General features: G+C 60.6%; 21 protein-coding genes. 13 read left to right on the forward strand and 8 right to left on the reverse strand.

Annotated elements, in window-relative coordinates:
• Positions 1-13 precede the first annotated feature (13 nt).
• Both KUA23_RS21220 and KUA23_RS21225 read left to right on the forward strand, forming a co-directional pair.
• A complete protein-coding gene (locus tag KUA23_RS21220; protein ID WP_346356355.1) occupies positions 14-976 on the forward strand; it encodes an alpha/beta hydrolase in 963 nt (320 codons plus the stop codon).
• Positions 977-1075: 99 nt separating this feature from the next.
• Positions 1076-1882: a hypothetical protein gene (locus tag KUA23_RS21225; protein ID WP_058424625.1), complete on the forward strand. Its 807-nt coding sequence runs from the start codon at positions 1076-1078 to the stop codon at positions 1880-1882.
• Between the two features lie 980 nt (positions 1883-2862).
• Here KUA23_RS21225 and prmB read toward each other — a convergent pair.
• The gene (gene prmB / locus KUA23_RS21230; protein ID WP_078049551.1) at positions 2863-3771 is read right to left on the reverse strand and encodes a 50S ribosomal protein L3 N(5)-glutamine methyltransferase; all 909 of its coding nucleotides are present in this window, start codon (positions 3769-3771) and stop codon (positions 2863-2865) included.
• Positions 3772-4011: 240 nt separating this feature from the next.
• Here prmB and KUA23_RS21235 point away from each other — a divergent pair, with 240 nt between their 5' ends.
• From KUA23_RS21235 to KUA23_RS21255, 5 genes are all read left to right on the forward strand, one after another.
• Positions 4012-4602 (forward strand): cysteine hydrolase family protein, encoded by a 591-nt coding sequence (locus KUA23_RS21235; RefSeq protein ID WP_078049552.1) that lies wholly within the window; start codon positions 4012-4014, stop codon positions 4600-4602.
• Between the two features lie 142 nt (positions 4603-4744).
• Positions 4745-5065 carry a hypothetical protein gene (locus tag KUA23_RS21240; protein WP_078049553.1) on the forward strand — a complete coding sequence of 107 codons (321 nt, stop codon included), beginning with the start codon at positions 4745-4747 and terminating at the stop codon, positions 5063-5065.
• Positions 5066-5140: 75 nt separating this feature from the next.
• On the forward strand, positions 5141-5698 hold the full coding sequence (locus tag KUA23_RS21245; protein ID WP_078049554.1) for a Smr/MutS family protein: 558 nt from the start codon (positions 5141-5143) through the stop codon (positions 5696-5698).
• 78 nt (positions 5699-5776) lie between these two features.
• Entirely contained in the window at positions 5777-6322 is a 546-nt protein-coding gene (folE, locus tag KUA23_RS21250) for a GTP cyclohydrolase I FolE (protein WP_003442011.1), read from the forward strand.
• 102 nt (positions 6323-6424) lie between these two features.
• Entirely contained in the window at positions 6425-6796 is a 372-nt protein-coding gene (locus KUA23_RS21255) for a glutathione S-transferase N-terminal domain-containing protein (RefSeq protein ID WP_078049555.1), read from the forward strand.
• 95 nt (positions 6797-6891) lie between these two features.
• Here the strand turns inward: KUA23_RS21255 and KUA23_RS21260 are convergent, their stop codons facing one another.
• The 3 genes from KUA23_RS21260 to KUA23_RS21270 are packed head-to-tail and all read right to left on the reverse strand — an operon-like array spanning position 6892 to position 9822.
• Positions 6892-7206, reverse strand: coding sequence for an AtuA-related protein (locus tag KUA23_RS21260; RefSeq protein ID WP_099492378.1), 315 nt, complete (start codon positions 7204-7206; stop codon positions 6892-6894).
• Positions 7203-8528, reverse strand: coding sequence for an acyclic terpene utilization AtuA family protein (locus KUA23_RS21265; RefSeq protein WP_214498067.1), 1326 nt, complete (start codon positions 8526-8528; stop codon positions 7203-7205). Before KUA23_RS21265 ends, KUA23_RS21260 begins: the two co-directional genes overlap by 4 nt.
• 1 nt (position 8529) lies before the next feature.
• A complete protein-coding gene (locus KUA23_RS21270) occupies positions 8530-9822 on the reverse strand; it encodes a CitMHS family transporter (RefSeq protein ID WP_100490090.1) in 1293 nt (430 codons plus the stop codon).
• A gap of 111 nt (positions 9823-9933) precedes the next feature.
• Between KUA23_RS21270 and KUA23_RS21275 the strand changes: the two genes are divergently transcribed.
• Positions 9934-10824, forward strand: a complete 891-nt coding sequence (locus tag KUA23_RS21275; RefSeq protein ID WP_099492376.1) for a LysR family transcriptional regulator — start codon at positions 9934-9936, stop codon at positions 10822-10824.
• A 100-nt stretch (positions 10825-10924) separates the two neighbouring features.
• Here the strand turns inward: KUA23_RS21275 and KUA23_RS21280 are convergent, their stop codons facing one another.
• Positions 10925-11527 carry a glutathione S-transferase family protein gene (locus tag KUA23_RS21280; protein ID WP_078049560.1) on the reverse strand — a complete coding sequence of 201 codons (603 nt, stop codon included), beginning with the start codon at positions 11525-11527 and terminating at the stop codon, positions 10925-10927.
• Between the two features lie 10 nt (positions 11528-11537).
• Positions 11538-12704: an aminotransferase-like domain-containing protein gene (locus KUA23_RS21285; RefSeq protein ID WP_100492426.1), complete on the reverse strand. Its 1167-nt coding sequence runs from the start codon at positions 12702-12704 to the stop codon at positions 11538-11540.
• A gap of 81 nt (positions 12705-12785) precedes the next feature.
• On the opposite strand from KUA23_RS21285, the gene KUA23_RS21290 reads away from it, so the two are divergent.
• From KUA23_RS21290 to KUA23_RS21300, 3 genes are all read left to right on the forward strand, one after another.
• Positions 12786-13214 (forward strand): MarR family winged helix-turn-helix transcriptional regulator, encoded by a 429-nt coding sequence (locus KUA23_RS21290; RefSeq protein ID WP_078049561.1) that lies wholly within the window; start codon positions 12786-12788, stop codon positions 13212-13214.
• 182 nt (positions 13215-13396) lie between these two features.
• A complete protein-coding gene (locus tag KUA23_RS21295; protein ID WP_078049562.1) occupies positions 13397-14743 on the forward strand; it encodes an NCS2 family permease in 1347 nt (448 codons plus the stop codon).
• A gap of 10 nt (positions 14744-14753) precedes the next feature.
• Positions 14754-15392 carry a LysE family translocator gene (locus KUA23_RS21300; RefSeq protein WP_099492375.1) on the forward strand — a complete coding sequence of 213 codons (639 nt, stop codon included), beginning with the start codon at positions 14754-14756 and terminating at the stop codon, positions 15390-15392.
• On the opposite strand, the gene KUA23_RS21305 is transcribed toward KUA23_RS21300, so the two are convergent.
• Together KUA23_RS21305 and uraH are read right to left on the reverse strand one after the other, a co-directional pair.
• On the reverse strand, positions 15376-20559 hold the full coding sequence (locus KUA23_RS21305) for a dermonecrotic toxin domain-containing protein (protein WP_252992807.1): 5184 nt from the start codon (positions 20557-20559) through the stop codon (positions 15376-15378). The two genes, KUA23_RS21300 and KUA23_RS21305, sit on opposite strands and share 17 nt — an antisense overlap.
• A gap of 155 nt (positions 20560-20714) precedes the next feature.
• Positions 20715-21068: a hydroxyisourate hydrolase gene (uraH, locus tag KUA23_RS21310; protein ID WP_099492373.1), complete on the reverse strand. Its 354-nt coding sequence runs from the start codon at positions 21066-21068 to the stop codon at positions 20715-20717.
• A gap of 389 nt (positions 21069-21457) precedes the next feature.
• On the opposite strand from uraH, the gene puuE reads away from it, so the two are divergent.
• Together puuE and uraD are read left to right on the forward strand one after the other, a co-directional pair.
• Positions 21458-22384 carry an allantoinase PuuE gene (puuE, locus tag KUA23_RS21315; RefSeq protein WP_078049566.1) on the forward strand — a complete coding sequence of 309 codons (927 nt, stop codon included), beginning with the start codon at positions 21458-21460 and terminating at the stop codon, positions 22382-22384.
• Complete coding sequence (uraD, locus tag KUA23_RS21320; protein WP_078049567.1) at positions 22381-22896, forward strand: 2-oxo-4-hydroxy-4-carboxy-5-ureidoimidazoline decarboxylase; 516 nt, start codon at positions 22381-22383, stop codon at positions 22894-22896. Before puuE ends, uraD begins: the two co-directional genes overlap by 4 nt.
• The last annotated feature ends 2 nt before the right edge of the window (positions 22897-22898 follow it).

Consider the following 22898-nt stretch of genomic DNA (forward strand, 5'->3'; position numbering starts at 1 on the left):
TCATGATGGCGCGATGATGCTGCGAGTTCTTCTGTTCACCCTGACGTTGTTTACCGCCGTGGCCCAGGCCGCCTCCCCTGTTGTGCTGCAACGCCCCATCAGCCTGGACACCGGCAGCGGCGAGCTATTTGGCTCGTTGTTGCTGCCTCAGTCTGACAAGCCCGTGCCGGTGGTGCTGATCATCGCCGGTTCCGGCCCCACCGATCGCAATGGCAACAGTGCCGACGGCGCCCGCAACGACAGCCTCAAGCGCCTGGCCTGGGTGCTGGCGCGGCATAACATCGCCAGCGTGCGCTACGACAAGCGCGGCGTGGCCGCCAGCCTGGCCGCCACGCCGGATGAACGCAACCTGACCCTGGACGCCTACGTGGCTGATGCGGTGGCCTGGGGCAAACTGCTCAAGGCCGACAAGCGCATGGGCCCGCTGATTGTGCTGGGCCATAGCGAAGGCGCCCTGGTTGCCGCCCTCGCCGCCCCCCAACTGGACCCGGCGGGCGTGATCTCCCTGTCCGGCAGCGCACGCCCGGTCGATCAAGTCATTCGCCAGCAATTGGCCGATCACCTGCCCCCTGCCCTGTTGCTGCGCAGCAACGAGATCCTCGATCACCTCAAGGCCGGCCAGGTGGATACCGATGTGCCTGGCCCTCTGGAAGGCATTTTCCGGCCCAGCGTGCAGCCTTACCTGATCAGCCTGTTCCGTGCCGACCCGTCGGCCGCGTTCGCCAAATTGCGCATGCCCGCGCTGATCATCCAGGGCAGCAACGATATCCAGGTGGGTGTGGGCGACGCGCAGCAACTGAAGAAGGCCAAACCCGATGCGCAACTTGTGTTGATCGAGGGTATGAACCATGTGATGCGTATTGTGCCCAACGACGTGAAGCAGCAATTGGCCTCCTACAATGCCCCCCAACTGCCGCTCGCTGCTGAGCTGGGCAGCCGCCTTGTGCGCTTTATCGACGGACTTCACCCCCGTTAAGCGACAATTTGCCTCCAGTCCTGAGAGAAACGGCCGATAAGCCCAGAGTCGACAGTAAAAAGACTGTCGACTTGCTGGGTTTGGACAGGATCGCGCCGCATGACAACCACAGAAGCAACACCGGAATCCACCGCCGACACCCCGGCTGAAAAAACCGAGGCCGTCGACGCGGCACCCCTGCCGTGGGCGGATGTACAGGCCGAGCATTTCAAGATGCTGCGCCTTGCGCCCCTGGCCACTGACCGTGCCACCGGTGTACGACCGTTGCGCTTCGTGCAGTTCGGCTATGCCGAACGCAATGACAAACACCACAGCTTGCTGCGCATGGTCATCCAGCTGCCAGGCCAGCGGGTACGCCGTGAACAGAACCATCTGGATATCTGGGTCGACCACGACAAGCACCGTGTGCACTTCGGCCCCGGCAACAGCCTGGAAATCGAACCGGCCAACCGCGGCATCGGTCGCTTCCTGGTGGCCCAAGGCGCTGCATGGGCGAAGAAGAAGTGGTCGCACTACCGCGTCGACGGCGTTGACCTGGCCAACAAAGATGCATTGAACGAGGCCACCCGCCTGCGCCGCGATCACTTCTTGCGCATCCAGGGGTTTGATGTGGCCTACGCCGATGTGCAGCACCTGAAAGGCAACGTGCAGCCGGGCAAGGTCGGCGATGTGCTGGACAGCTGGAACACCGAGAAGGTGCAGTTTGTGGAGATTCTCGAAGCCGCGCAGATGCTGCAGCAGGCCGAGCAGAACTTGGCGGAGCAGGAAGTGAAGCTGCGCAAGGAAGAGGAAAAGGTTACCAAGTTCAAGCGTGAGGACAGCGGGTTGCGGTTTACCATCACGTGCTTGGTGGCGTTTACGGTGTTTCAGGCGGGGTTGCTGATCTGGATTGCCACCCACCGCTAGTGAGCTGGAACGCAGTCAAAGGTGGGAGCCGGCTTGCCTGCGAAAGCGGCCTCACAGCTGACCACAATCTAACTGCCACCCCACGATCCAAATGTGGGAGCTGGCTTGCCTGCGAAGGCGGCCTCACAGCCGACCACAATCTAACTGCCACCCCAGGATCCAAATGTGGGAGCTGGCTTGCCTGCGAAGGCGGCCTGACAGCCGACCACAATCTAACTGTCCCCCCACGATCCAAATGTGGGAGCTGGCTTGCCTGCGAAAGCGGCCTGACAGCCGACCACAATCTAACTGTCACCCCCGCGATCCAAATGTGGGAGCTGGCTTGCCTGCGAAAGCGGCCTGACAGCCGACCACAATCAAACTGTCCTCCCACGATCCAAAAATGTGGGAGCTGGCTTGCCTGCGAAAGCGGCCTAACAGCCGACCACAATCTAACTGTCGCCCCACGATCCAAATGTGGGAGCCGGCTTGCCTGCGAAGGCGGCCTGACAGCCGACCACAATCTAACTGTCATCCCGCGATCCAAATGTGGGAGCTGGCTTGCCTGCGAAGGCGGCCTGACAGCCGACCAGGATGTTGGATCAGACCGAGTACATATCCGTGACTTGGGTAACGGCTGCTAATGGTTCCGCCCTTACGGCGGCTCACTTTGGAAAAGCCCCAAAGTAAGCAAAGGGCTCTTGCCCCAACACTCGGCACCTCGCCTAGGCTCGGTGTGCCCGTAATCCGACAGGTATTTGGGGGGCCGCCGCCACGCGCCATCCATGGCGCGGGGCGGCTAAACCGGCATCCCTGCCGGTTTACCCCCCAAATCCCTGTCGAATTCCGGCCAGCGTGTTTGACGGGGCGCCTAAGATCAAAGGCAACATCAAGATCAAGAGCGGCTCGCTTCGCATCGTGGTTAGGGTTGGTTGGTGCGAAGATACCTGTGGAATACGCACCTGTAGGAGCCGGCAAGCCGGGCTCCTACAGATTGTGCCTCACACTCGGGCGGCGAAGACGGCCTGATGCTGGCGGCATTGCTCCGCGGTGAGCATGAACACGCCGTGGCCACCGCGCTGGAAGTCCAGCCAGGCGAAGTCCACTTCCGGGTACAGCGCTTCGACGTGCACCTGGCTGTTGCCCACTTCAACAATCAGCAGGCCCTTCTCGGTCAGGTGGTCTGCCGCTTCGGCCAGCATGCGCCGTACCAGGTTCAAGCCATCGTCGCCGCAGGCCAGGCCCAGTTCCGGTTCGTGCTGGTATTCATCCGGCATGTCGGCGAAGTCTTCGGCATCCACGTACGGCGGGTTCGACACGATCAGGTCAAAGCGCTGGCCCGGCAGGCCGTCGAAGCCGTCGCCCTGCACGGTGTATACGCGCTCGTCGACGCCGTGGCGCTCGATGTTCTGGTTGGCGACTTCCAGTGCTTCGAAGGACAAGTCCCCCAGTACCACTTCAGCGTCCTGGAACTCGTAGGCGCAGGCGATGCCGATGCAGCCGGAGCCGGTGCACAGGTCGAGGATGCGCGCCGGTGGCTGGGCCAGCCAAGGTTCGAAGCGGTTTTCGATCAGCTCGCCAATCGGTGAGCGCGGGATCAACACGCGCTCGTCGACGATAAACGACAGGCTGCAGAACCAGGCCTCTTTCAGCAGGTAAGCCGTGGGCACACGCTCATGGATACGGCGATGCAGCAGACGCTGTACGTGGGAGATTTCCTCTTCTTCCAGGTTGCAATCCAGATAGCTATCGGCAATTTCCCACGGCAGGTGCAAGGCGCCGAGCACCAATTGCCGGGCTTCGTCCCAGGCATTGTCGGTACCATGCCCAAAAAAAAGCTCTTCCCCATGGAAACGGCTGACAGCCCAACGGATGTGGTCGCGCACGGTGCGCAGGCGGGATGTGATCACGGGGGCAAGCTCCTGGGAAAAAACGACTGGCAATTCTAACAGCCTTCACCTGTACCGACGATGTACGAAAACCCTTCGCCATCCGTCGGATTTCATACAAATTGCCATCATTGTGTTAAACAGGCCCACCTCTTGACATGGCTGCACGTCAACAACGGCGTACCTTACGATGGTAGCGATTCACAGAACCGCTCAGCCAGTGGACAATGTCACAAAAGCCCCCCTCACAGGAGCCCCAGAATGTCCGTTCCAAAGACGATGTTTCAACTCAGCGGTCGTGGTTACGCAGCAGCGAACCTCAGCCATGCGACCCTCGTGATCATCGACGCCCAGAAGGAATACCTCAGCGGTCCGCTCGCCCTCTCGGGCATGGACGCTGCCGTTGGCAACATCAAGCAACTGGTTGGCGCAGCGCGCAATGCCGGGCGCCCGATCGTGCACGTGCGCCACCTGGGCACCGTGGGCGGCCTGTTCGACCCCCAGGGCGAGCGCGGCGAATTCATCCCGGGCCTTGAGCCTGAGGGTGACGAAACCATCATCGGCAAGCTGCTGCCCAGCGCGTTCCACGGCACCGGCCTGGAAAAACACTTGCAGGACCTCGGCTCCCTGGACCTGATCGTCTGCGGTTTCATGAGCCATTCCAGCGTCAGCACCACCGTGCGTGCCGCCAAGAACCTGGGCTTTCGCTGCACCCTGGTGGAAGACGCCTGCGCCACCCGTGACCTGCCGTACAAAGGCGGCATCCTGAGCGCCGAACACGTACAGCAGACCGAAATGGCCATCATGGCCGACAACTTCGCCACCCTGGCGTTGACCAAAGATCTGATCTGATCGACCTTCTGATGAGCGGCGCGGCAGTGTTTATTGCCCCGCTCATCCGCAATGCCTTTTCATTTGGCGCATTTACCCCTCGTCCCGGAACAACCTGTGTATTGTCCGGTCGAAGGGCCGATACCCTGGAGGAAAGGTCGGAATGAAGATATCCGATGGTTTTGATGCTCGTCGCTTGCGCCCCAAGGGCCCGAGCAATTGGCGTCTGCGCCTGGTGGCCGGCATTGCCGCGCTGCTGGCGATTGTAGGTGTGCTGTTGGCCGGCGCTGGTGGCGCCGGTTTGTTTGGTCATTCGCCGGCCCTTGGCGAACTGAATGCCAGCCCCGGTGGCTCGGCGATTCTGTTGGTGATAGGCCTGCTGGTGCTGTGGCTGGGTATCTGGTTGTGGCGGCGCAGCCGTCGGAAAATGCGCCAACCGTTGTCGCTGAATATCGCATCGCACCTGATGAAAAAGCACGACTGATGGCGCTTGGATAGCGTTTCCTGCGCCCCGGCCGCCGCGATTTAGGTAAACTGCCCGCCCTTCGCGGAGGCTGACATGCAAGACGACGATTTTTCCCTGTTCAAAAACGAGCTGCGCGGCGTCAAGCCGATCAAGCACGACCGCGCCGACACCGGCAAACCCAAGGCTGACCGGGCGCAAATCGCCAAACTGCGCCAGGCCGCGACCGTGCGCACCGATGCCACCACCGTGGACGGCCTCTCGGACCAGTTCGTGATCGACGTCGGCCCCGAAGACGAGCTGATGTGGGCCCGCGACGGCGTGCAGGAAAGCCAGATGCGCAAGCTCAAGGCCGGCCAGATCCCGTTCGAAGGCAGCCTCGACTTGCACGGCATGACCGTGGAAAAAGCCCGGGAAACCTTGTGGGCCTTCCTGGCCGAAGCGACCAAGTTCGAAATCCGCTGCGTACGCGTCACCCACGGCAAGGCCGTGCGGTTGGACGGCAAGCGCCCAATGATCAAGAGCCACGTCAACACCTGGCTGCGCCAGCATGCCCAGGTACTCGGCTTTACCTCGTGCCAGCCCCGCCACGGCGGCGCCGGTGCGGTGTATGTGATGCTCAAGCGCACCATGATGGAAGGGCGCGACGAGTAACAAGTGCCATCGTCAGGCTTGCAGCGATGTGCCCGCCACCGTAACCTTGCGCTTTGCGAAAATCCCACAGGTAGTTTCATGTCCCTGGAACAGAATTACACCGCGATCCTCGGCCAACTCGGCGAGGACGTTTCCCGCGAGGGCCTGCTCGACACGCCAAAGCGTGCCGCCAAGGCGATGCAGTACCTTTGCCGCGGCTATGAGCAGACTCTGGAAGAGGTCACCAACGGTGCCTTGTTCAGCTCCGACAACAGCGAAATGGTGCTGGTCAAGGACATCGAGTTGTACTCGCTGTGCGAACACCACCTGCTGCCGTTTATCGGCAAGGCTCACGTCGCCTATATCCCGAGCGGCAAAGTGCTGGGCCTGTCCAAGGTTGCGCGGATTGTCGACATGTATGCCCGCCGCCTGCAGATCCAGGAAAACCTCAGCCGCCAGATCGCCGACGCGGTGATGCAAGTGACCGGCGCCCTGGGCGTGGCCGTGGTGATCGAAGCCAAGCACATGTGCATGATGATGCGCGGTGTGGAAAAACAGAATTCGTCGATGATCACCTCGGTGATGCTGGGTGAGTTCCGCGAAAACGCGGCCACCCGTAGCGAATTCCTCAGCCTGATCAAGTAACGGGCTGCGTAAGAAAAAACCGGCGTTCATCGCCGGTTTTTTTTCGCTTGCAGAATTAAGGTAAGCTGCGGCCCCTTCTGTCATGGGCAAGAGGTTTCAGCCATGTTCGTCAAAGCACTTCGAGTCGGCCTCGGCCACATCATCATCGCGGGCGACTTCCTGACCCGCCCCCGCAAAAAGCAGCGTCCCGCCGAGCAGCAGGCGCAGGTGAATGCCGCCGCCAAGGAACTGACCCTCTATCAATTCCACGCCTGCCCATTCTGCGTGAAGACTCGCCGTACCCTGCATCGCCTGAATGTACCGGTGGCCCTGAAGGACGCGAAAAACAACGAGCAGGACCGCCAGACCCTGCTGGAACAAGGCGGCAAGATCAAGGTGCCGTGCCTGCGTATCGAAGAGAATGGCCAGACCACCTGGATGTACGACTCCAAGGTGATCATCGATTACCTCGACAAGCGCTTCGCCGCAATCTGACAGACACCGCCCTCCCGTTGGCGCCCGACTTGCCGGCGATGGCGTGCAAAAAACCACCGCCTGGCTTTCGGGCCCATCGCCGGCAAGCCGGGTTCCTACAGGTTGATGTCTAAATCCAGCAGCGCGGACCCCAGGCACTTGCCATGGGCATCCAGCGCCAGCGAACGGGTGACCCCGCCGCGCAAGATCCCCGGTAGCACGAAGTTGAGTGCCTGCACATTTGGCAATTCGTACCGCCGCACGGGTGCGGCGCCGGGCTCCAGCAGGTCCGCAAAAAATGCTGTTACGCGCTCGGCCGTCAGGTGTTCGCACAGCAACGGGTAATCCTCGCCACGGTACGCAATGATCGAGATATTCGACGTGTCGCCCTTATCCCCGGTGCGGGAATGGGCCAGTGTGTGCAGCTTCATGCTTCGATCCTCGGTTTGACCGCACCACGCGGCAGCAGCAAAGACGCCACCGCCACCACCTGCCGCAGGCTTTTACTGGCGCCACCACCACCGGACGGGCCGTTGGTGTAGAGGGTTTCCACTTCATTGCCCACGCGCACCGCTTCACCGCGCTCTTCACAGCGCGCCGCCACGCGCAGGCGCACTTCCCAGGGCTCGACCGTGCTGCGCGGGCCGTGCAGCGAGTCCATGCCGATCAGTTCGGCGCGCACGTCCTGCATGTTCACGCCCATCAACTCAAGCCGCTTGAGGACGACCTCTCGCGCCAACTGCGCCCGCGCGACCGCGCCGGGGCCGCCGTAGGACATCTGCCCTTCGCCGATCCAACCGTCCAGGTAACCCACGCTGACTTTCAACTGCTCGGGTCGTGCACGGCCATCCGCCCCCACGGCGCGAATGCGATCAACGCCCTCCTCCACAAAGCCCACGTGGGAAAAGTCCGCGGTCACATCCGGCGTCAGATACGCCGCCGGGTCGTGCACTTCGTAGATCAGTTGCTCAGTGCAGGTGGCGCGGCTGACCCGCCCACCGGAGCCGCTGACCTTGGTGATCAGCGCGTCGCCATCGGCATCGATCTCGGCCAACGGAAAGCCCAGGCGCGCCAGGTCGTCCACATCCTTGAAACCGGGGTCGGCAAAATAGCCGCCGCTGACTTGCCCGGCGCATTCGAGCAAATGCCCGACCAGGGTACCTCGGCCCAGGCGTTGCCAGTCGTCCGCCGCCCAGCCGAATTCGAACATCTGCGGCGCCAGGAACAACGAAGGGTCGGCCACCCGCCCGGTGATCACCACATCGGCATCAGCGCGCAACGCCTCCAGAATGCCGTCGACACCCAGGTAGGCATTCGCAGAGATCAGCCGCTCGCCCAGGGAGCCGACGGTCTGGCCGTTGTCCAGCAACCACTCTGGCTGCAACACCGTCAACACATCGTCGCCGACCACGGCAACCACCTTGAGACCAAGGCCCAACTCGCTGGCAATTCGCCGCACTTCAACTGCCGCTGCCACCGGGTTGGCCGCGCCCATATTGGTGATCACCCGCAAACGCCGGCGCCCGGCCTTCACACCAACGAACGGCAACACCCGGCGCATGCGCTCACTCAGGAGCGGGTCGTAGCCACCCTGCGGGTCACTGATGCGCGCCTGCTGCGCCAGGGCAATCGTGCGTTCGGCCAGGCATTCGAACACCAGGTAATCCAAGTCGCCGTATTCGGCCAACTCGACTGCAGGTTCGATACGGTCACCGGAATAGCCGGCGCCGGAACCGATGCGCAAGGTTTTCATTTCAAATAACTCCCAGGAGCAACGCCGTCAGGGTCATCAACACTGACGCGGCAAACAGAAACGGAATGGTGAAGCGTTGGTGGTCGGCCAATTCGACCTTGCACAGGCCCACCAGCAGGAAGGTTGCGGGGGTCAGCGGGCTGACCGGGAAACCGGTGGTGTGCACGCCCAGCAATGAGGCCTGGGCCACTTGCAGCGGGTCGACGCCCAGGGCCTTGCCGACTTCGGCGATCACAGGCATCACGCCGAAATAATAGGAATCAGGGTCGAACAGCATGCTCAGCGGCATGGAAATGAAGCCCACCACCGCCGGGATCAACTTGCCATGGCCCGCCGGAATCTGCGCCACCGCCACTTCGGCAATGGCCTTGAGCATGCCGGTACCCTGCATGATCCCGGTGAACACCCCGGCGGCCAAGAGGATGCTGGCCATGGTCAGGGCGGTCTTCGCATGAGCATCAATGCGGGCGCGCTGGGCGTCGACGTTCGGGTAGTTGATGCACAGCGCCACGACGGTGCCGAGCATGAACATCACCACCGGGTCGACCCAACCGGCAATCATCACCACCATCACCAGCACGGTGAGGATCAGGTTGACCCAGAAGAGGCGCGGACGACGCAGCTTGATGTCATCGTCACTGAGCACCCGCTGCGGCACGGCATCCACGCTGGAGCCGGCGCCGAGGCCCAGGCGTTTTTCTTCGCGACGGCCGAGCCACCAGGCACAGGCAAACACAAAGATCAGGCCGACGATCTGCACCGGGATCAGTGGCTGGAACAGGTCCGCCACCGGCACATGCAGTGCCGCAGACGAGCGCAACACCGGCCCGGTCCAGGGCAGGAAGTTGACCCCGGCCGCCATCGCGCACACGCAGGCCAGGATGCGTTTATCGATGCCCAGCCGCGTATACAGCGGCAGCATCGCCGGCACCGTCACCAGAAAGGTCACCGCGCCGGAACCGTCCAGGTGCACCAGCAGCGCCAGGGTCGCGGTGCCTACGACAATTCGTGTAGGACGCGTCCCTACCGTGCGCAAGATGCGGTCAATGATGGGGTCGAGCATGCCAGCATCGGTCATGATCCCGAAAAACAGGATCGCAAACACAAACATACCCACCACGGGGGCGACGTTCTTGATACCGGTGATGATGAAAGCACTGGTTTGCAGGCCGAATCCGCCGAGCAGCGCAGCGATGATCGGCAAGGCGATCAGGGCCACCAGCGGCGAAAGGCGTTTGCTCATGACGGCAGCGAGCAGGCACAGGATGGTAATGACACCCAGGGTAGCGAGCATGGGTTACTCCAGAGCGGCCTTGATGGCCGGTTATTGTTTTCACTGGAGTATTGGAAGCGGGTTAGTCTTTGTAAATTGGAATATTCACCAGCCAGTGTTCGGAAAAACAAAATGAAGAACAGCATCCAGCACATTCAGGCGTTCCTTGCGGTCGCCCGCACCGGCAGTTTCACCAAGGCGGCCAATGAGCTGCATCTGTCGCCGTCGGCGCTGACGGTGCAAGTCCAACAGTTGGAAGACTGGCTAGGCGTCGCCCTGCTCGATCGCAGCCCGCGCCATGTCAGCATTACCGCCGCCGGCCAGGACGCCCGCGGGCCGATGGAAAAACTGCTGCTCGACCTGGACAACATTGTCACCGGCTCCCGCGACCTTGCTGCCTTGCGCCGTGGCGTGGTCACCATCGCCGCCCTGCCCTCGGTGTGCGCCGGCACCCTGCCGCCGGTTCTACGCCTGTTCCGCGAACGTTTTGCCGGGATTGAAGTACGCCTGCATGACCTGGTGGCTCATCGCATTCATGCCCAGGTGCGTTCCGGCGAAGTGGATTTCGGCATTGGCGTGCGCGCACGGCTCAGCCATGGCCTGGACTTCGTGCCGGTGCTGAATGATCGCTTGTGTGCATTTGTGCCGGTGGATCATCCGCTGACCCGCCATCGCACACTGGCCCTGGAACAACTGGCGGACCAACCGATCATCCTCACAGGGCGTGACAGCAGCGTGCGTGAACAAGTGGACGCGCTGTTCGATGAGACGCGCCTGACGATGAATGCGGGGATGGAGGCCAACTACATGTCGACCGTGTTGGCGCTGGTGCGCCAGGGTTTGGGGATCAGTGTGCTGCCGGAGTCGGCGGCGGACAGCCTGGAGGGGTTGAAGCGCATCGACATCGATCACCCCGGCGTGAACCGGGAGATCGGGTTGATCAGTCGCAGCGGGATGGGGTTGAGTCCGGCGGCACAACGCTGCTTTGACCTGCTGCACGACGAACTATCTGACACACCGTAGCGCTAAATGTGGGGCTTGCTCGCGAATGCAGTGTGTCAGTCACTGATGATTCGACTGACGCAGCGTATTCGCGAGCAAGCACCACATTTGCGCCTCGTTGTCAGTCGAGCATTGGCACGTGCTTGGGATGGCTGGCAACACGCTTCAACCACGCCTGCACACCCGGATAAGCATCCAACTCAAAACCACCCTCATTTGCCACATGGGTGTAGGCATACAAGGCCACGTCCGCAATGGAGAACTGCTCGCCGACCAGGTACGGCGTCAGTTGCAGTTGGCGCTCCATGACCTTGAGGGCCTTGTAACCGCCCTTGTGCAGTTTCTTGTATTCCTCCAGGCGGTCTTCGGGAAGGCCCAGGTAAAACTGGATAAACCGCGCCACCGCAATGTACGGCTCATGGCTGTATTGCTCGAAAAACTGCCATTGCAGCACTTGGGTGCGCAGGCGCGGCTCGGTCGGCAGGAACTCACTGCCATCGGCGAGGAAGTTGAGAATCGCGTTGGACTCCCACAGGCAGGTGCCGTCTTCCAGTTCCAGCACGGGGATCTTGCCATTGGGGTTCTTCGCCAGGAACTCGGCGGTCTGGGTGTCACCCTTGAGGATGTCCACATCGATCCATTCATACGGAATGCCCAGCAGGCTGAGCATCAATTTGACCTTGTAGCAGTTGCCCGACTTGTAATCGCCATAAACCTTGTACATGGGGCTCCCCTTATGCCGCTTGCGCGTGCTGTGCTTGACGGACCACCGCGGCCAGGCGCTTGAGACCTTCGTCCAGGCGGGCCGGGTCGATATGGCTGAAATTGAGCCGCAACGAGCCAAGGTGTTGGTCTGGCTCGGAAAAGAACGGTTCACCGGGCATGAACGCGACGTTCTGGTCGAGCGCTTGAGCCAACAAGGTGCGGGTGTCGAGCGGCTGTTTCAAGGTCAGCCAGAAGAATAATCCACCCTGGGGCACTTGCCAGTCGGCCAGGTCGCTGAAATGCCGTTCCAGTGCGGCCTGGAAAGCGTCGCGGCGTTCGCGGTAAAAGCTGCGCAGTTGCACCAAGTGATGCTGGTATTTTTGCGTGCCGATCCACTGCATCGCCTGCCATTGACCGACGCGGTTGGTGTGCAGGTCCGCCGACTGCTTGAGCTTGAGCAGGTGTGGGAACAAGTCCGGGCTGGCGATCAGGTAGCCGACGCGCAGCCCTGGCAACAAGGTCTTGGACACGGTGCCGGTGTAAATCCAACTGGCCTTTTGCAGGCGCCCGACGATGGGTTTGGCGCTGCCGCCGTCGAAGGTCAATTCGCGGTAGGGTTCGTCTTCGATCAGGGTCACGCCGAACTCATCGAGCAACGCCGCGACGGCCTCGCGCTTGGCTTCGCTGTAACGCACGGCCGAGGGGTTCTGGAAGGTCGGGATCAGGTAGATGAACGCCGGGCGATGGCGTTCGAGGTTTGTACGCAACGCGGCCAGGTCGGGACCGTCGGCTTCCAGTTGCACGGTCAGGCAGTGCGCGCCGAACAATTGGAAGATCTGCAAGGCGGCCAGGTAGGTCGGGCCTTCCAACAGGATTTGCGTGCCTTTATCGATATAGAGCTTGGCCGCCAGGTCGAGGGTTTGCTGGGAGCCGCTGACCACCAGCACCTGGCTGGCCTGGCACGGCACACCCAAGGCGCGTGCTTCTGCGGCGAGCAGTTCGCGCAGCTGTGGTTCGCCTTCGCTCATGCCGTACTGGCCGATGTTCAGCGGCATGTCGTCCCAGTTCAGTGCGGGCAGCATGGCTTCTGCGGGCAGGCCACCGGCGAACGACATCACTTCCGGACGCTGGGCGGCCGCGAGGATTTCACGGATCAAGGAGCTTTTAAGGCGCGTAACACGTTCAGAGAAGGCCATAAGGTCACCGGTAGCGAAGCCTGTGGGAAATACGTCAAACTGGTTGACCGAAATTACGATGACTTGCACGGATACGTCAATATGCTTGACCTTAAAAACCCAACCGCCCAGCAAGAGGCCATGGAAGCGTTCTTCTTTGGCTACCAGGCGTTCACCGCCAAGGCTGACGAAATGCTCGAGCGCCGTGGCCTGAGCCGGGTGCACCAGCGCATCGTGTTTTTTATCGCGCGCTACCCTGCCTTGAGCGTGAAAGAACTGCTGGAACTGCTGGGCGTGAGCAAGCAGGCGCTGAACATACCGCTGCGCCAACTGCAGGAAATGCACTTGGTGAACAGCGTTGCGTCCGAGACCGACAAGCGCAAACGCCTGCTTGAACTCACGGAAGAAGGCCTGCGTTTCGAGCAATCCCTGCGCCGTGAACAAGTGAAGTTGTTGCAGCGCGCGTTCGGCGAGGCCGGGGAAGAAGCGGTAGCGGGATGGCTGGCCGTCAATCAAGCATTGAGCGGTTGACCTATCCCCTCACACCGCTATTCGAAAACATTATTTGCTTTATTTGTATACAAAAGCATAATTCGCCTCGCGCGAGTTCCTGACCTATTGGTCAACAAAACCCGCCAGTACCTCAAAGCGCTGTTGCCTACACCTGTGACCGGCGCTGGAAATAACAATAAAACTCTTGAGGAGTACTCGCTGTGGATAGCCGCAAATCCGAAGCCCCGACGCTGGACCTTGCCCCCTCACAGAACAGTTGGCTGGAACGCCTGTTCAAACTGCGCTTGCATGGCACCACAGTGAAGACCGAGCTGATCGCCGGCCTCACTACCTTCATCACCATGGCCTACATCATCTTCGTCAACCCCAACATCATGGCCGACGCTGGCATCGATCACGGCGCGGCGTTCGTCGCCACCTGCATCGCCGCCGCCTTGGGCTGCCTATTGATGGGCCTGTACGCCAACTGGCCCGTGGGCCTCGCGCCGGGCATGGGCCTGAACGCGTTTTTCACCTACACCGTGGTCGGCACCATGGGCTACACCTGGGAAACCGCGCTGGGTGCGGTGTTTATTTCCGGCGTGCTGTTCATGGGCCTCACCCTGTCCCGCGTGCGTGAATGGTTGCTCAACAGCATCCCCGTGAGCCTGCGGCATGCCATGGGCGCAGGGGTGGGCCTGTTCCTCGGGGTGATTGGCCTGAAGACCGCCGGCATCATCGTCGACAGCCCAGCTACCTTGATCAAGCTCGGCTCCTTGCACGAGCCGGCGCCGCTGCTGGCGGCCGTGTGCTTCCTGCTGATCGCCATTCTCAGCTATCACCGTGTGTTCGGCGCGATCCTGATCAGCATCATCGCCGTGACCCTCGCCGGCTGGGGCCTGGGCCTGGTGCACTACAACGGCATCCTCTCCACCCCACCCAGCCTGGCGCCGACCTGGATGGCCATGGATATCAAGGGTGTATTCAATGTAAGCATGATCAGCGTTGTATTTGCCTTTCTTTTTGTACACATGTTCGACACCGCAGGTACACTGATGGGCGTCGCGCAACGGGCCGGCCTGGTGAATGCCGATGGCAAGATCGACAACCTGTCCCGCGCCTTGAAGGCCGACAGTGCTTCCAGCGTATTCGGCGCCATGGTCGGCGTTCCACCGGTTACCAGTTACGTGGAGAGTGCCGCAGGTGTGGCCGCTGGCGGTCGCACCGGGCTGACAGCGGTGACGGTAGGCATCCTGTTTGTGGCGGCGATGTTTTTCGCGCCGTTGGCCGGCATGATTCCGGCGTACGCCACGGCGGGTGCGTTGATTTATGTGGCAATGCTGATGATGGCAAGCATGGCCCATATCAATTGGGATGAAGCCACCGACAGCATTCCGGCAATCGTCACCGCGATCATGATGCCGCTGACGTTTTCGGTCGCCGACGGGATCGCCCTGGGGTTTATCACCTACGTGGCGCTCAAGGCGGGCACCGGCAAGTACCGCGAGATTTCTGTGAGCCTGTGGGTGCTGTGCGCGATTTTTATCGCCAAATTCATATTTCTATAAGGAGTAACGGATGAACCTGGAAACCTGGCTACTGTTCAGCGGCGCGGCATTGGTGGTGATTCTGATCCCCGGGCCGTTGTCACTGTTGATGATCAGCAACAGCCTCAATTATGGCTTGCGTCGGTCATACCCAGCGTTTCTGGGTGGGGTGTTTGCCTCTATCTGTTTGCTCAGCGCCTCGGCCCTCGGTTTAGGCGCGCTACTGCTGGCGTCGGAACAACTGTTCAGCGCCTTGAAAGTGCTTGGCGCGGCGTACCTGTTTTATCTGGCCTGGCAAAGCTGGCAGCAATCGCGGCAGCCGGCACACGCTGCCGAAGTCCCACCGGTAGCGAGCACGCCGCGCTTTCGCGCCCTGTTTGGCCGTGCGTTTGTACTAGGCGCCAGCAACCCCAAGGACATTCTGTTTTTCGCCGCGTTCCTGCCGCAATTTCTCAGCAGCCAGCAAGCGTTCCTGCCGCAGTTGCTGATAATGATTGCGACGTGGACGCTACTCGATTTGCTCTGCAAGCTGGCCTACGGCCTGGGCGCGCACGGCGCCGCCCGCTACTTGCGCAGCGGCAAGGGCCAGAGTTGGTTCAACCGCATCAGCGCCGCCCTGTTCAGTGGGGCGGGCATTGTTTCGCTGATCAAGGTCAGGCTGCCAGTTTGACGAAGTAAACAGTGGCCGATACCCGCCCATTAACGGGCCACTGGATGCCGGCCAAAATACGCACCAAGCGTTGCTCACTCAGTGCGAGCTTGACCTCGGCCGACAACGCCGTGTTCATATAGACGGCGGATCGCCCCAGGAACCAATTATCCGTCAACCTGTTGCCCAAGGGGAGGCTGGCCTTTTCAATCCAGTGAAAAGTCAGGTAGTAGAGCATGCCGGGTGAACGGGGGTGTGTGGCGACGGCTTCCTGTACGGATTTGCCGCGTTTGACTTCGAGCTCCCGAACACTGAACCCTTGCTCCTGCAGCACGCTCTTGACGGCATCGCGCTGCGCGACACCGCGTTCAGCCGCCCGCCCTTTGCCTTCGCGCTGCAGCGGTTTTGCCAAGCGGCGCGGCGGCGTGAAATCAACACGCGTGAAGCCAGGGGCTGCGCCCTGGTAGCCGACGAATGTAGTGCTTCGTCCTCGTTCAGTTGGCCGTAACATCCTCAGCAAATCGTCCGTCTGCCCAGGTTTTGCAGGTGCTGGCGGCAACCAGCCGTCCAGCGTTGCGCGCACATTGAGCATATGAGTCGCCGTCGCCGCCCTGGTCGTATCTGACAGCTCAATCATCCTCGCCACGGCAAATTCGCGACTCTTATGCGTCATGGACGGAAAGGCGTCCGCCACATACTCCGTGAGCGGCTTATCGAACAAGGGCGCATGCAGTTGCCACCCGCCCGTTGGCGTGCGAGACGCTGGAAGGGGTTGCTCTACCAGATGCGTGCTTGTCCAACGCTCGATATCGACGCGAGCCAACGAGACCGGGGGCTCATTCTTCGTAATAAACACGATACGGTTCAAAGGTGCTTGCCCACCCTGCGGCAGCAACCTGTAAAAACCGCTTGAGGGGTCTGTGAAGCTCGTATAGGCAGGGGCGACCCGGAGGGCATTGTAGGAAAACCCGTGAGCATCCAATGGCACAAAGAAAATGCCAGGTGCGGGGGAGTTTAATTGCGGACTGATCTGGATTTGCATACGCCAATCGAGCCAATGGAGGGCGGGTGTGGAGGACTGGAGGATCCTGTTTTCGGTAGCCGTGCGCACGACGGGTGGCCACCAGTCCGGCGCCGGCGATGCCCGGGAGGGCCATGGATCAAGCACGCCCGAACTCGTTCCAGCCGCCGGCAGAGGCGCGTCCGCGCCGAGTAACCACTCCCGGGATTCATGGATGTTGATGATCAGTTCGTCCTGTTCCGGCAGCTGCTTGTTTTTCAAGCGCAACGACGGCTCGTTCGCGCGCCGGTAAACCGGATAATGGTGAGTGCCGTCCACCACAAACAGCTCGCCATTTTTGACGTAGACACCTTCCCGCCCCGGCCCCTTCAACGCCACAGCGTCTTCGTGCACCGATTTGACTTTAAAACGCTCCAGTGCCGGAAGCTGCCTCACCGATGGGGTCGAGGGGAAGGTAGGGGCCGGCTCCACACGCCAGCGATGCATCCGCCGCAAAGCCGGAGGCAGAGCAGACCGTGCAGCACCCGCCCCCGCTCTACCCGGGCCAGGTATGAAGGTCATGACCAGGCCGACCATGAAAAATTTTATCGTATCGGCGAGCACGCCTTTATCACGGGGGTCGCCAGAGCGTTGATAACGTTGCGCGGCGATGTGCAACTCATAGAGGTCACTGAACAGCCCGAGAATCGGAATAAAGACACTCAATACCATGCGTATTTTGGCGACGCTCTCATCGCGAAGACGGCGGGTTCGATATTTTTCCAGCGCCTTGTTGGAGTAACTGGCCGCCTGTGTCTGGCGCTGCAGCTCATGTACGTACCCGCGGTACAGCAACGCCTGGGCATCGCAGCCGGGGTTGGCGACGATTGCCAGCCAATCCTGCGGATCACTGGCAATCTGTTCGGACAACTGCTCCTCTATCTCGTCAAGCGACAGCGATGGCTCCCGATGCTTCACCCGAAGCGCGCGAGATAACCGCCAAATCCCTTTCACAAAGGCGGTACCGGTGGCCACATCGAGAATGCTGGTGGCCTCTGGTTCAAGCGTTGCCTGAAAGGCCCAACCCGGCGCGACCTGCCGCGCCAGCGCCTTGGCGTTATCGGGCAATGCGCCCAGGCGGTTCAACTCAGCTCGGGCCTTTTCAAGCCCGCTGTACTCAGTGAGCACCAACGCGTGCGGGGCCTGGGGCCAATAGACCACGCAAAGTCCGGAGCGCTTGTCTTCTACCACCACTATCCCGGCGACATAGCGATCATGTTGCATCGTATGTCCCACCACATGAACCCCATGCAGTCGTAATTCATGTTGGTTTTTCAACAGATCCTGCGGCGCACGTGCGGCCATTGCCGTGCTGAACACGCTCTGTGCTGTGGTGGACAACCCCTGTTGAACCGCGCAAAACAGATGATAATCAGCGCCCGTGCGCAACACGCGATTCAATAACTCGGGAATACGTCCTTCGCTGGGCGAGTGGTCGGGGCTGGCCGGTGGGTAAAAGGTGTTTTTTATCAACCCGTCGTAGTGACCGCCGATATCCAGCGAAGAGATCATTTGCCTCAGATGGTTAACATGAAAGCCTGGCCATGGCCTTCGCAGAATACAGGCACGGTTTAATTTGTACTGCGTCCAAGATGCCAGCGGATCAAGGTTTTGCAGCGCCACCTCCAACAGACTGAAGGCCCTGCATGCAGAAGACAGGGGCAATAGGGTTCGCGGACCCTTCAGGAGGCAAGCCTCTTCATAATCACAATACGTGCCGTGAATATCGCCAGACATCGCGATAAAGGGCTCATCCACACCAATCTCCAAGGCGATCCCCTCGCGACGCAAGCGGGCGGTCAACGCTTGGCGGGCATAGGTGTGCAAGTCCGGCAGACGTTGCTCTTGCCGCGCTAAAAATGCCCAGACGCTGCTCATGTACAGCGTCTGCAAGCGCCTGAAGGGTCTACGCTGCGCACGCGTTGCCCCCGTTAACCATGCCGGCAGTTTTTTCGCTTCAAGCGCAACCTTGCGCAGCAGCTCAATATTCGCCTGCGCGCGGCTCAGAGTACTGTTGACAGGAACCTGCAGGTGTTGCTTCAGCTCAATCAGCAGCAGCGCACGGCTCAACTGCGGATCCTTTACCTCGCTGAAAACACCGGTGATATCTTCACTGCTTTTGTGCAAACGGTCGTAGGCCCCCAGCAATTTCTTGAGCGTGGCCAGCGCGGGTTTACCTGGGATCTCTACATAGCGCACGCTCAGGGTTTCACGGGCGGCGTGTGCACGTAAGTCGCGACGCTTATCGCGCTCCACACAGCCCCACAGCACAGAGTCGTCCCGGCTGCTCAGGCTCGCCTTGAGACTGCGGGTTAACCGCTCCATCCCGGAAAAAGCCAACACCCCCCCCTCCACCCCAAAAGCGTACAGAACCACGGGGAGCTGGCGCGTCGGCCTCCTGAGCGCCGCTGCCGTGGTGACCACCCACAGGTTATGGAGCGAAAAGAAGGCGCCTAGGTCGTTGCCGATTGCGACTGACATCACCCTTGTTTGACTGCCGGGGCGCTTGCTTGCCAAAGGCTGCTCTATCACTTCAATCATCAAGTCCCGATGGGCCGTGCTGAGGAGTGCGAGTCGGTGTTGCAATTGAACCTCACAACGCAGAGCCTCGGCCTGGGCGTTCATGAACAGAGAAACACGCCTGGGAGTCCCCGCTCCGCCGGGTCGCTCAGCCCAAAAAACCAGATCAAGCGACCGTTGCAGCACCTCCTTCATCAACGTCTTCAACGCCTGTGCATGCACCTCCAATTGACTCATCAGCGACCGGAGCTCTTGGTACGCGGGTGTCTCTGCGGCGGGATCATCCGGGGCCAACAGCGCGACCAGACCTTTTTCATAGCGTTTTAACTGATGCTTTTCGGTGAGTAACGCGAGGCCCGGTGCCATGCTCGCAAACACTATTTCTGCGTGTCGTCGCTGATGATCCCACTCAAGTAATGAGTCGCGGATGGGCCCCAGGCGAACGCCGCCGATCAACTGCTTTCTGGTGCGCTCCATGAACCTGAGAAAGGGCACTGCCTCCAGCGGTTGAGACCGGGGGGGCTCTGCGGAGTAGACCTGCGCCAGATTAATCGTAAAGGCACAAGCGACTTCATTGGCCCATTGCCCCTCCAGCAACATCTGAGCGCCTTGCGTCAGTGCATCCCCCACAATCTTCGGACCACACGCGAATCCAGTTGTCGGCGACAGGCCAGCCGGTGGGCACAATCGATTGCGTCGATTCAACGGCATACACTGCCACAGCTGGTGAAAACGCTCTCTGTCCAGCTCCAGCAGGCCGCATTGAAGGTCGGTGAAGCTCGGATACTCGTAAAAATTGCGTACCACACCTGGAAGGTAAATTACGTGGAGGGCTCTAGCAGGCTCGCCCTCACGATAAATATGCAATGCTCCGGGGATCGCTTCAGCGGGCGCACCCGGCCACATCAATTGGCTCACGTGCACGTTGACCCAAGGTTCACCCGCCCGCTGGCGTGCCTCAGCAGTCGGGGCATCGATGACGGCCTGGACCATCTGCATTGCCGCACTCGACAGTTCGTCCAATTGCCAGGTAATAAAGGCCCGGTCAGCGAACAGTCCCACGTGCAGCTCGATCCAGCGCTCACGCCGCGTCAGCCAGGAACCCATGGCCAGGGTATTCCAATAGGTTTCCTGCGCGTGGGCCAGCCGGTCAGTCAGCCGCATCTCGATAACCCGTTGCACCACCTCCGACGGCGTGTAGAGCAATCGACGATTCGGCTCGCCCTTGACGCTCAGTGCGGTGAAGGCGTTGACGTTGATTTCCACCGCCGGCTTCACCAGCACCAACAATGCCCGCTCGGTCAGCGTCTGGACCTTCTCGGGCAAGAGCGGCGGCTTGAGCTGGGTAAACAACAGCGTGTCCGGGTCAATCTCAAACGCCTTGTGCAGCTCGGCGCGAATGACCTTCAATACTGTGGGCGAACGTCCTATCAGGTGGGCAAGTGCCCGAGTCGACTCGACACACCGAAGGTCGGCAAGGGCAATCTTATTGACCAAGCGGCTGGGATGCGTACTGGCGTTTATTCGCCATCGCAGTGTGTTGCGCATGTCCTGCGATGCCGTTTGGGCGGCTATGTCTGCATCGTTGGTATCGAGGGGCGGGCTCATGGTGTTTTCTATCAATGAGAAAAAACCAGCCTAGATGGGGCGCATATTCAAAAGGCGCTAGATAGTTAAGCCCATCCAAGAATCGAAAAAAAGCCCGCAGTGTGGGCGGGCGAAAAACCAACGAAGAGCTTTGGGGGTGTGAAGCAAGGTGACGCTCAGCTACCGCGATAGGTGGAGTAGCTGTAAGGCGAAATCAGGAGGGGAACATGGTAATGATCCTGCTCGGCGCTGATGCCAAAGCGCAGCACCACTACATCCAGGAAGGCCGGCTCTGGCAGTTGCACACCACGCGCGCGGTAATAGTCGCCGGCGCTGAATTGCAGTTGGTACACGCCGCTGCGATAGTCATCACCTTGCAGCAGCGGCGCGTCGCAACGACCGTCGCTGTTGGTCAGGGCGGTGGCAACCCGTTCCAGTTGCGCGCCTTCGACGCGGTACAGTTCAACCTTGATCGCGCTGCCGGGGCAGCCGTGCGCGGCGTCCAATACGTGTGTGGTCAAGCGTCCCATGGCGTCTTTGCGCCTCCCGTAGACAGTAAGAAGAGTGATCCGCACTTTTTCGGGGCAGCGAAAAAGTCGGCGATGGCTGATTAAGACACTTTCTAAAAAAATTGTACACAATAAATTCAACAAATATCCCAACCCCTATAGGAGCCGGCGTGCCGACGCCAGTGTCTGGCCTGATACGCCGATGGGAACCCCTCGCTGGCAAGCCAGCTCCTACAGGTGGGCATCTGGCAAAAAGATTTTGCGGTTTAGCTGACCAGTCAGGCAGGTTTCTTGCAATAGCCTATTCATGTGCCGTTTAGAAAAAATGCAGAAATGCGGGCTTACAAAGTCGGCGATAAGTTGTATACAATCACTCATCGCTACTACGACGAACAAGAAGGAAGACTGCAGTGAGCGCTGACTACCCACGCGACCTGATCGGTTACGGCAGTAACCCTCCTCACCCCCACTGGCCGGGCAAGGCGCGCATTGCGCTGTCTTTCGTACTCAACTACGAAGAAGGCGGCGAGCGCAATATCCTCCACGGCGACAAAGAGTCCGAAGCCTTCCTGTCGGAAATGGTCTCGGCCCAGCCGCTGCAGGGCGAGCGCAACATGAGCATGGAGTCGCTGTACGAATACGGCAGCCGTGCCGGCGTGTGGCGCATCCTCAAACTGTTCAAGGAATTCGATATCCCGCTGACCATCTTCGCCGTGGCCATGGCCGCCCAGCGCCACCCGGATGTGATCCGCGCGATGGTCGCCGCCGGCCACGAGATCTGCAGCCACGGCTACCGCTGGATCGACTACCAATACATGGACGAGGCCCAGGAGCGCGAGCACATGCTCGAAGCCATCCGCATCCTCACCGAACTGACCGGCGAACGCCCGCTGGGCTGGTACACCGGGCGCACCGGCCCCAATACGCGGCGGCTGGTGATGGAGGAAGGTGGCTTTCTCTACGACTGCGACACCTACGACGATGACCTGCCCTACTGGGAACCCAATAACCCCACCGGCAAGCCGCACCTGGTGATCCCCTACACCCTGGACACCAACGACATGCGCTTTACCCAGGTGCAGGGTTTCAACAAGGGTGATGACTTTTTCGAGTACCTCAAGGACGCGTTCGACGTGCTCTACGCCGAAGGCGCCGAGGCGCCGAAAATGCTTTCCATCGGCCTGCATTGCCGCCTGATCGGCCGCCCGGCGCGCCTGGCGTCGTTGAAGCGTTTTATCGAATACGCAAAAGGTCATGAACAGGTGTGGTTCACCCGCCGCGTCGACATCGCCCGTCACTGGCACGAAACCCACCCGTACACGGGAGCCGCGAAATGACTGCGTTCCACACCTTGAAACCCTCGACCCTGAGCCGCGATGCATTCGTCGCAGCCTTCGCCGACATCTACGAACATTCGCCATGGGTGGCCGAAAAGGCCTTCGACCTGGGCCAGGACACTTCGATCGACCAGATCGAAACCCTGCACCAGCGCATGAGCGACATCCTGTTGAGCGCCGATCATGCCAGCCAGCTTATGCTGGTAGTCGCTCACCCGGACCTGGCCGGCAAAGCCGCCGTCCAGGGGCAACTCACCGAAGCCAGCACCAATGAACAGGCTGGCGCCGGTATTCACCAATGCACGGCCGAAGAGTTCTCGCGCTTCACCGAGCTGAACGATGCCTACAAGGCCAAGTTCAAGTTTCCCTTCATCATGGCGGTAAAAGGCAGCAACCGGCACCAGATCCTCGCCGCGTTCGAAACGCGCATCCACAACTCGGTGGACACTGAGTTCAAGTGCGCGCTGGACGAGATCAACAAGATCGCGTTGTTCCGCTTACTGACCCTCTAAAC

This window comes from Pseudomonas pergaminensis, assembly GCF_024112395.2.
Classification (GTDB): domain Bacteria; phylum Pseudomonadota; class Gammaproteobacteria; order Pseudomonadales; family Pseudomonadaceae; genus Aquipseudomonas; species Aquipseudomonas pergaminensis.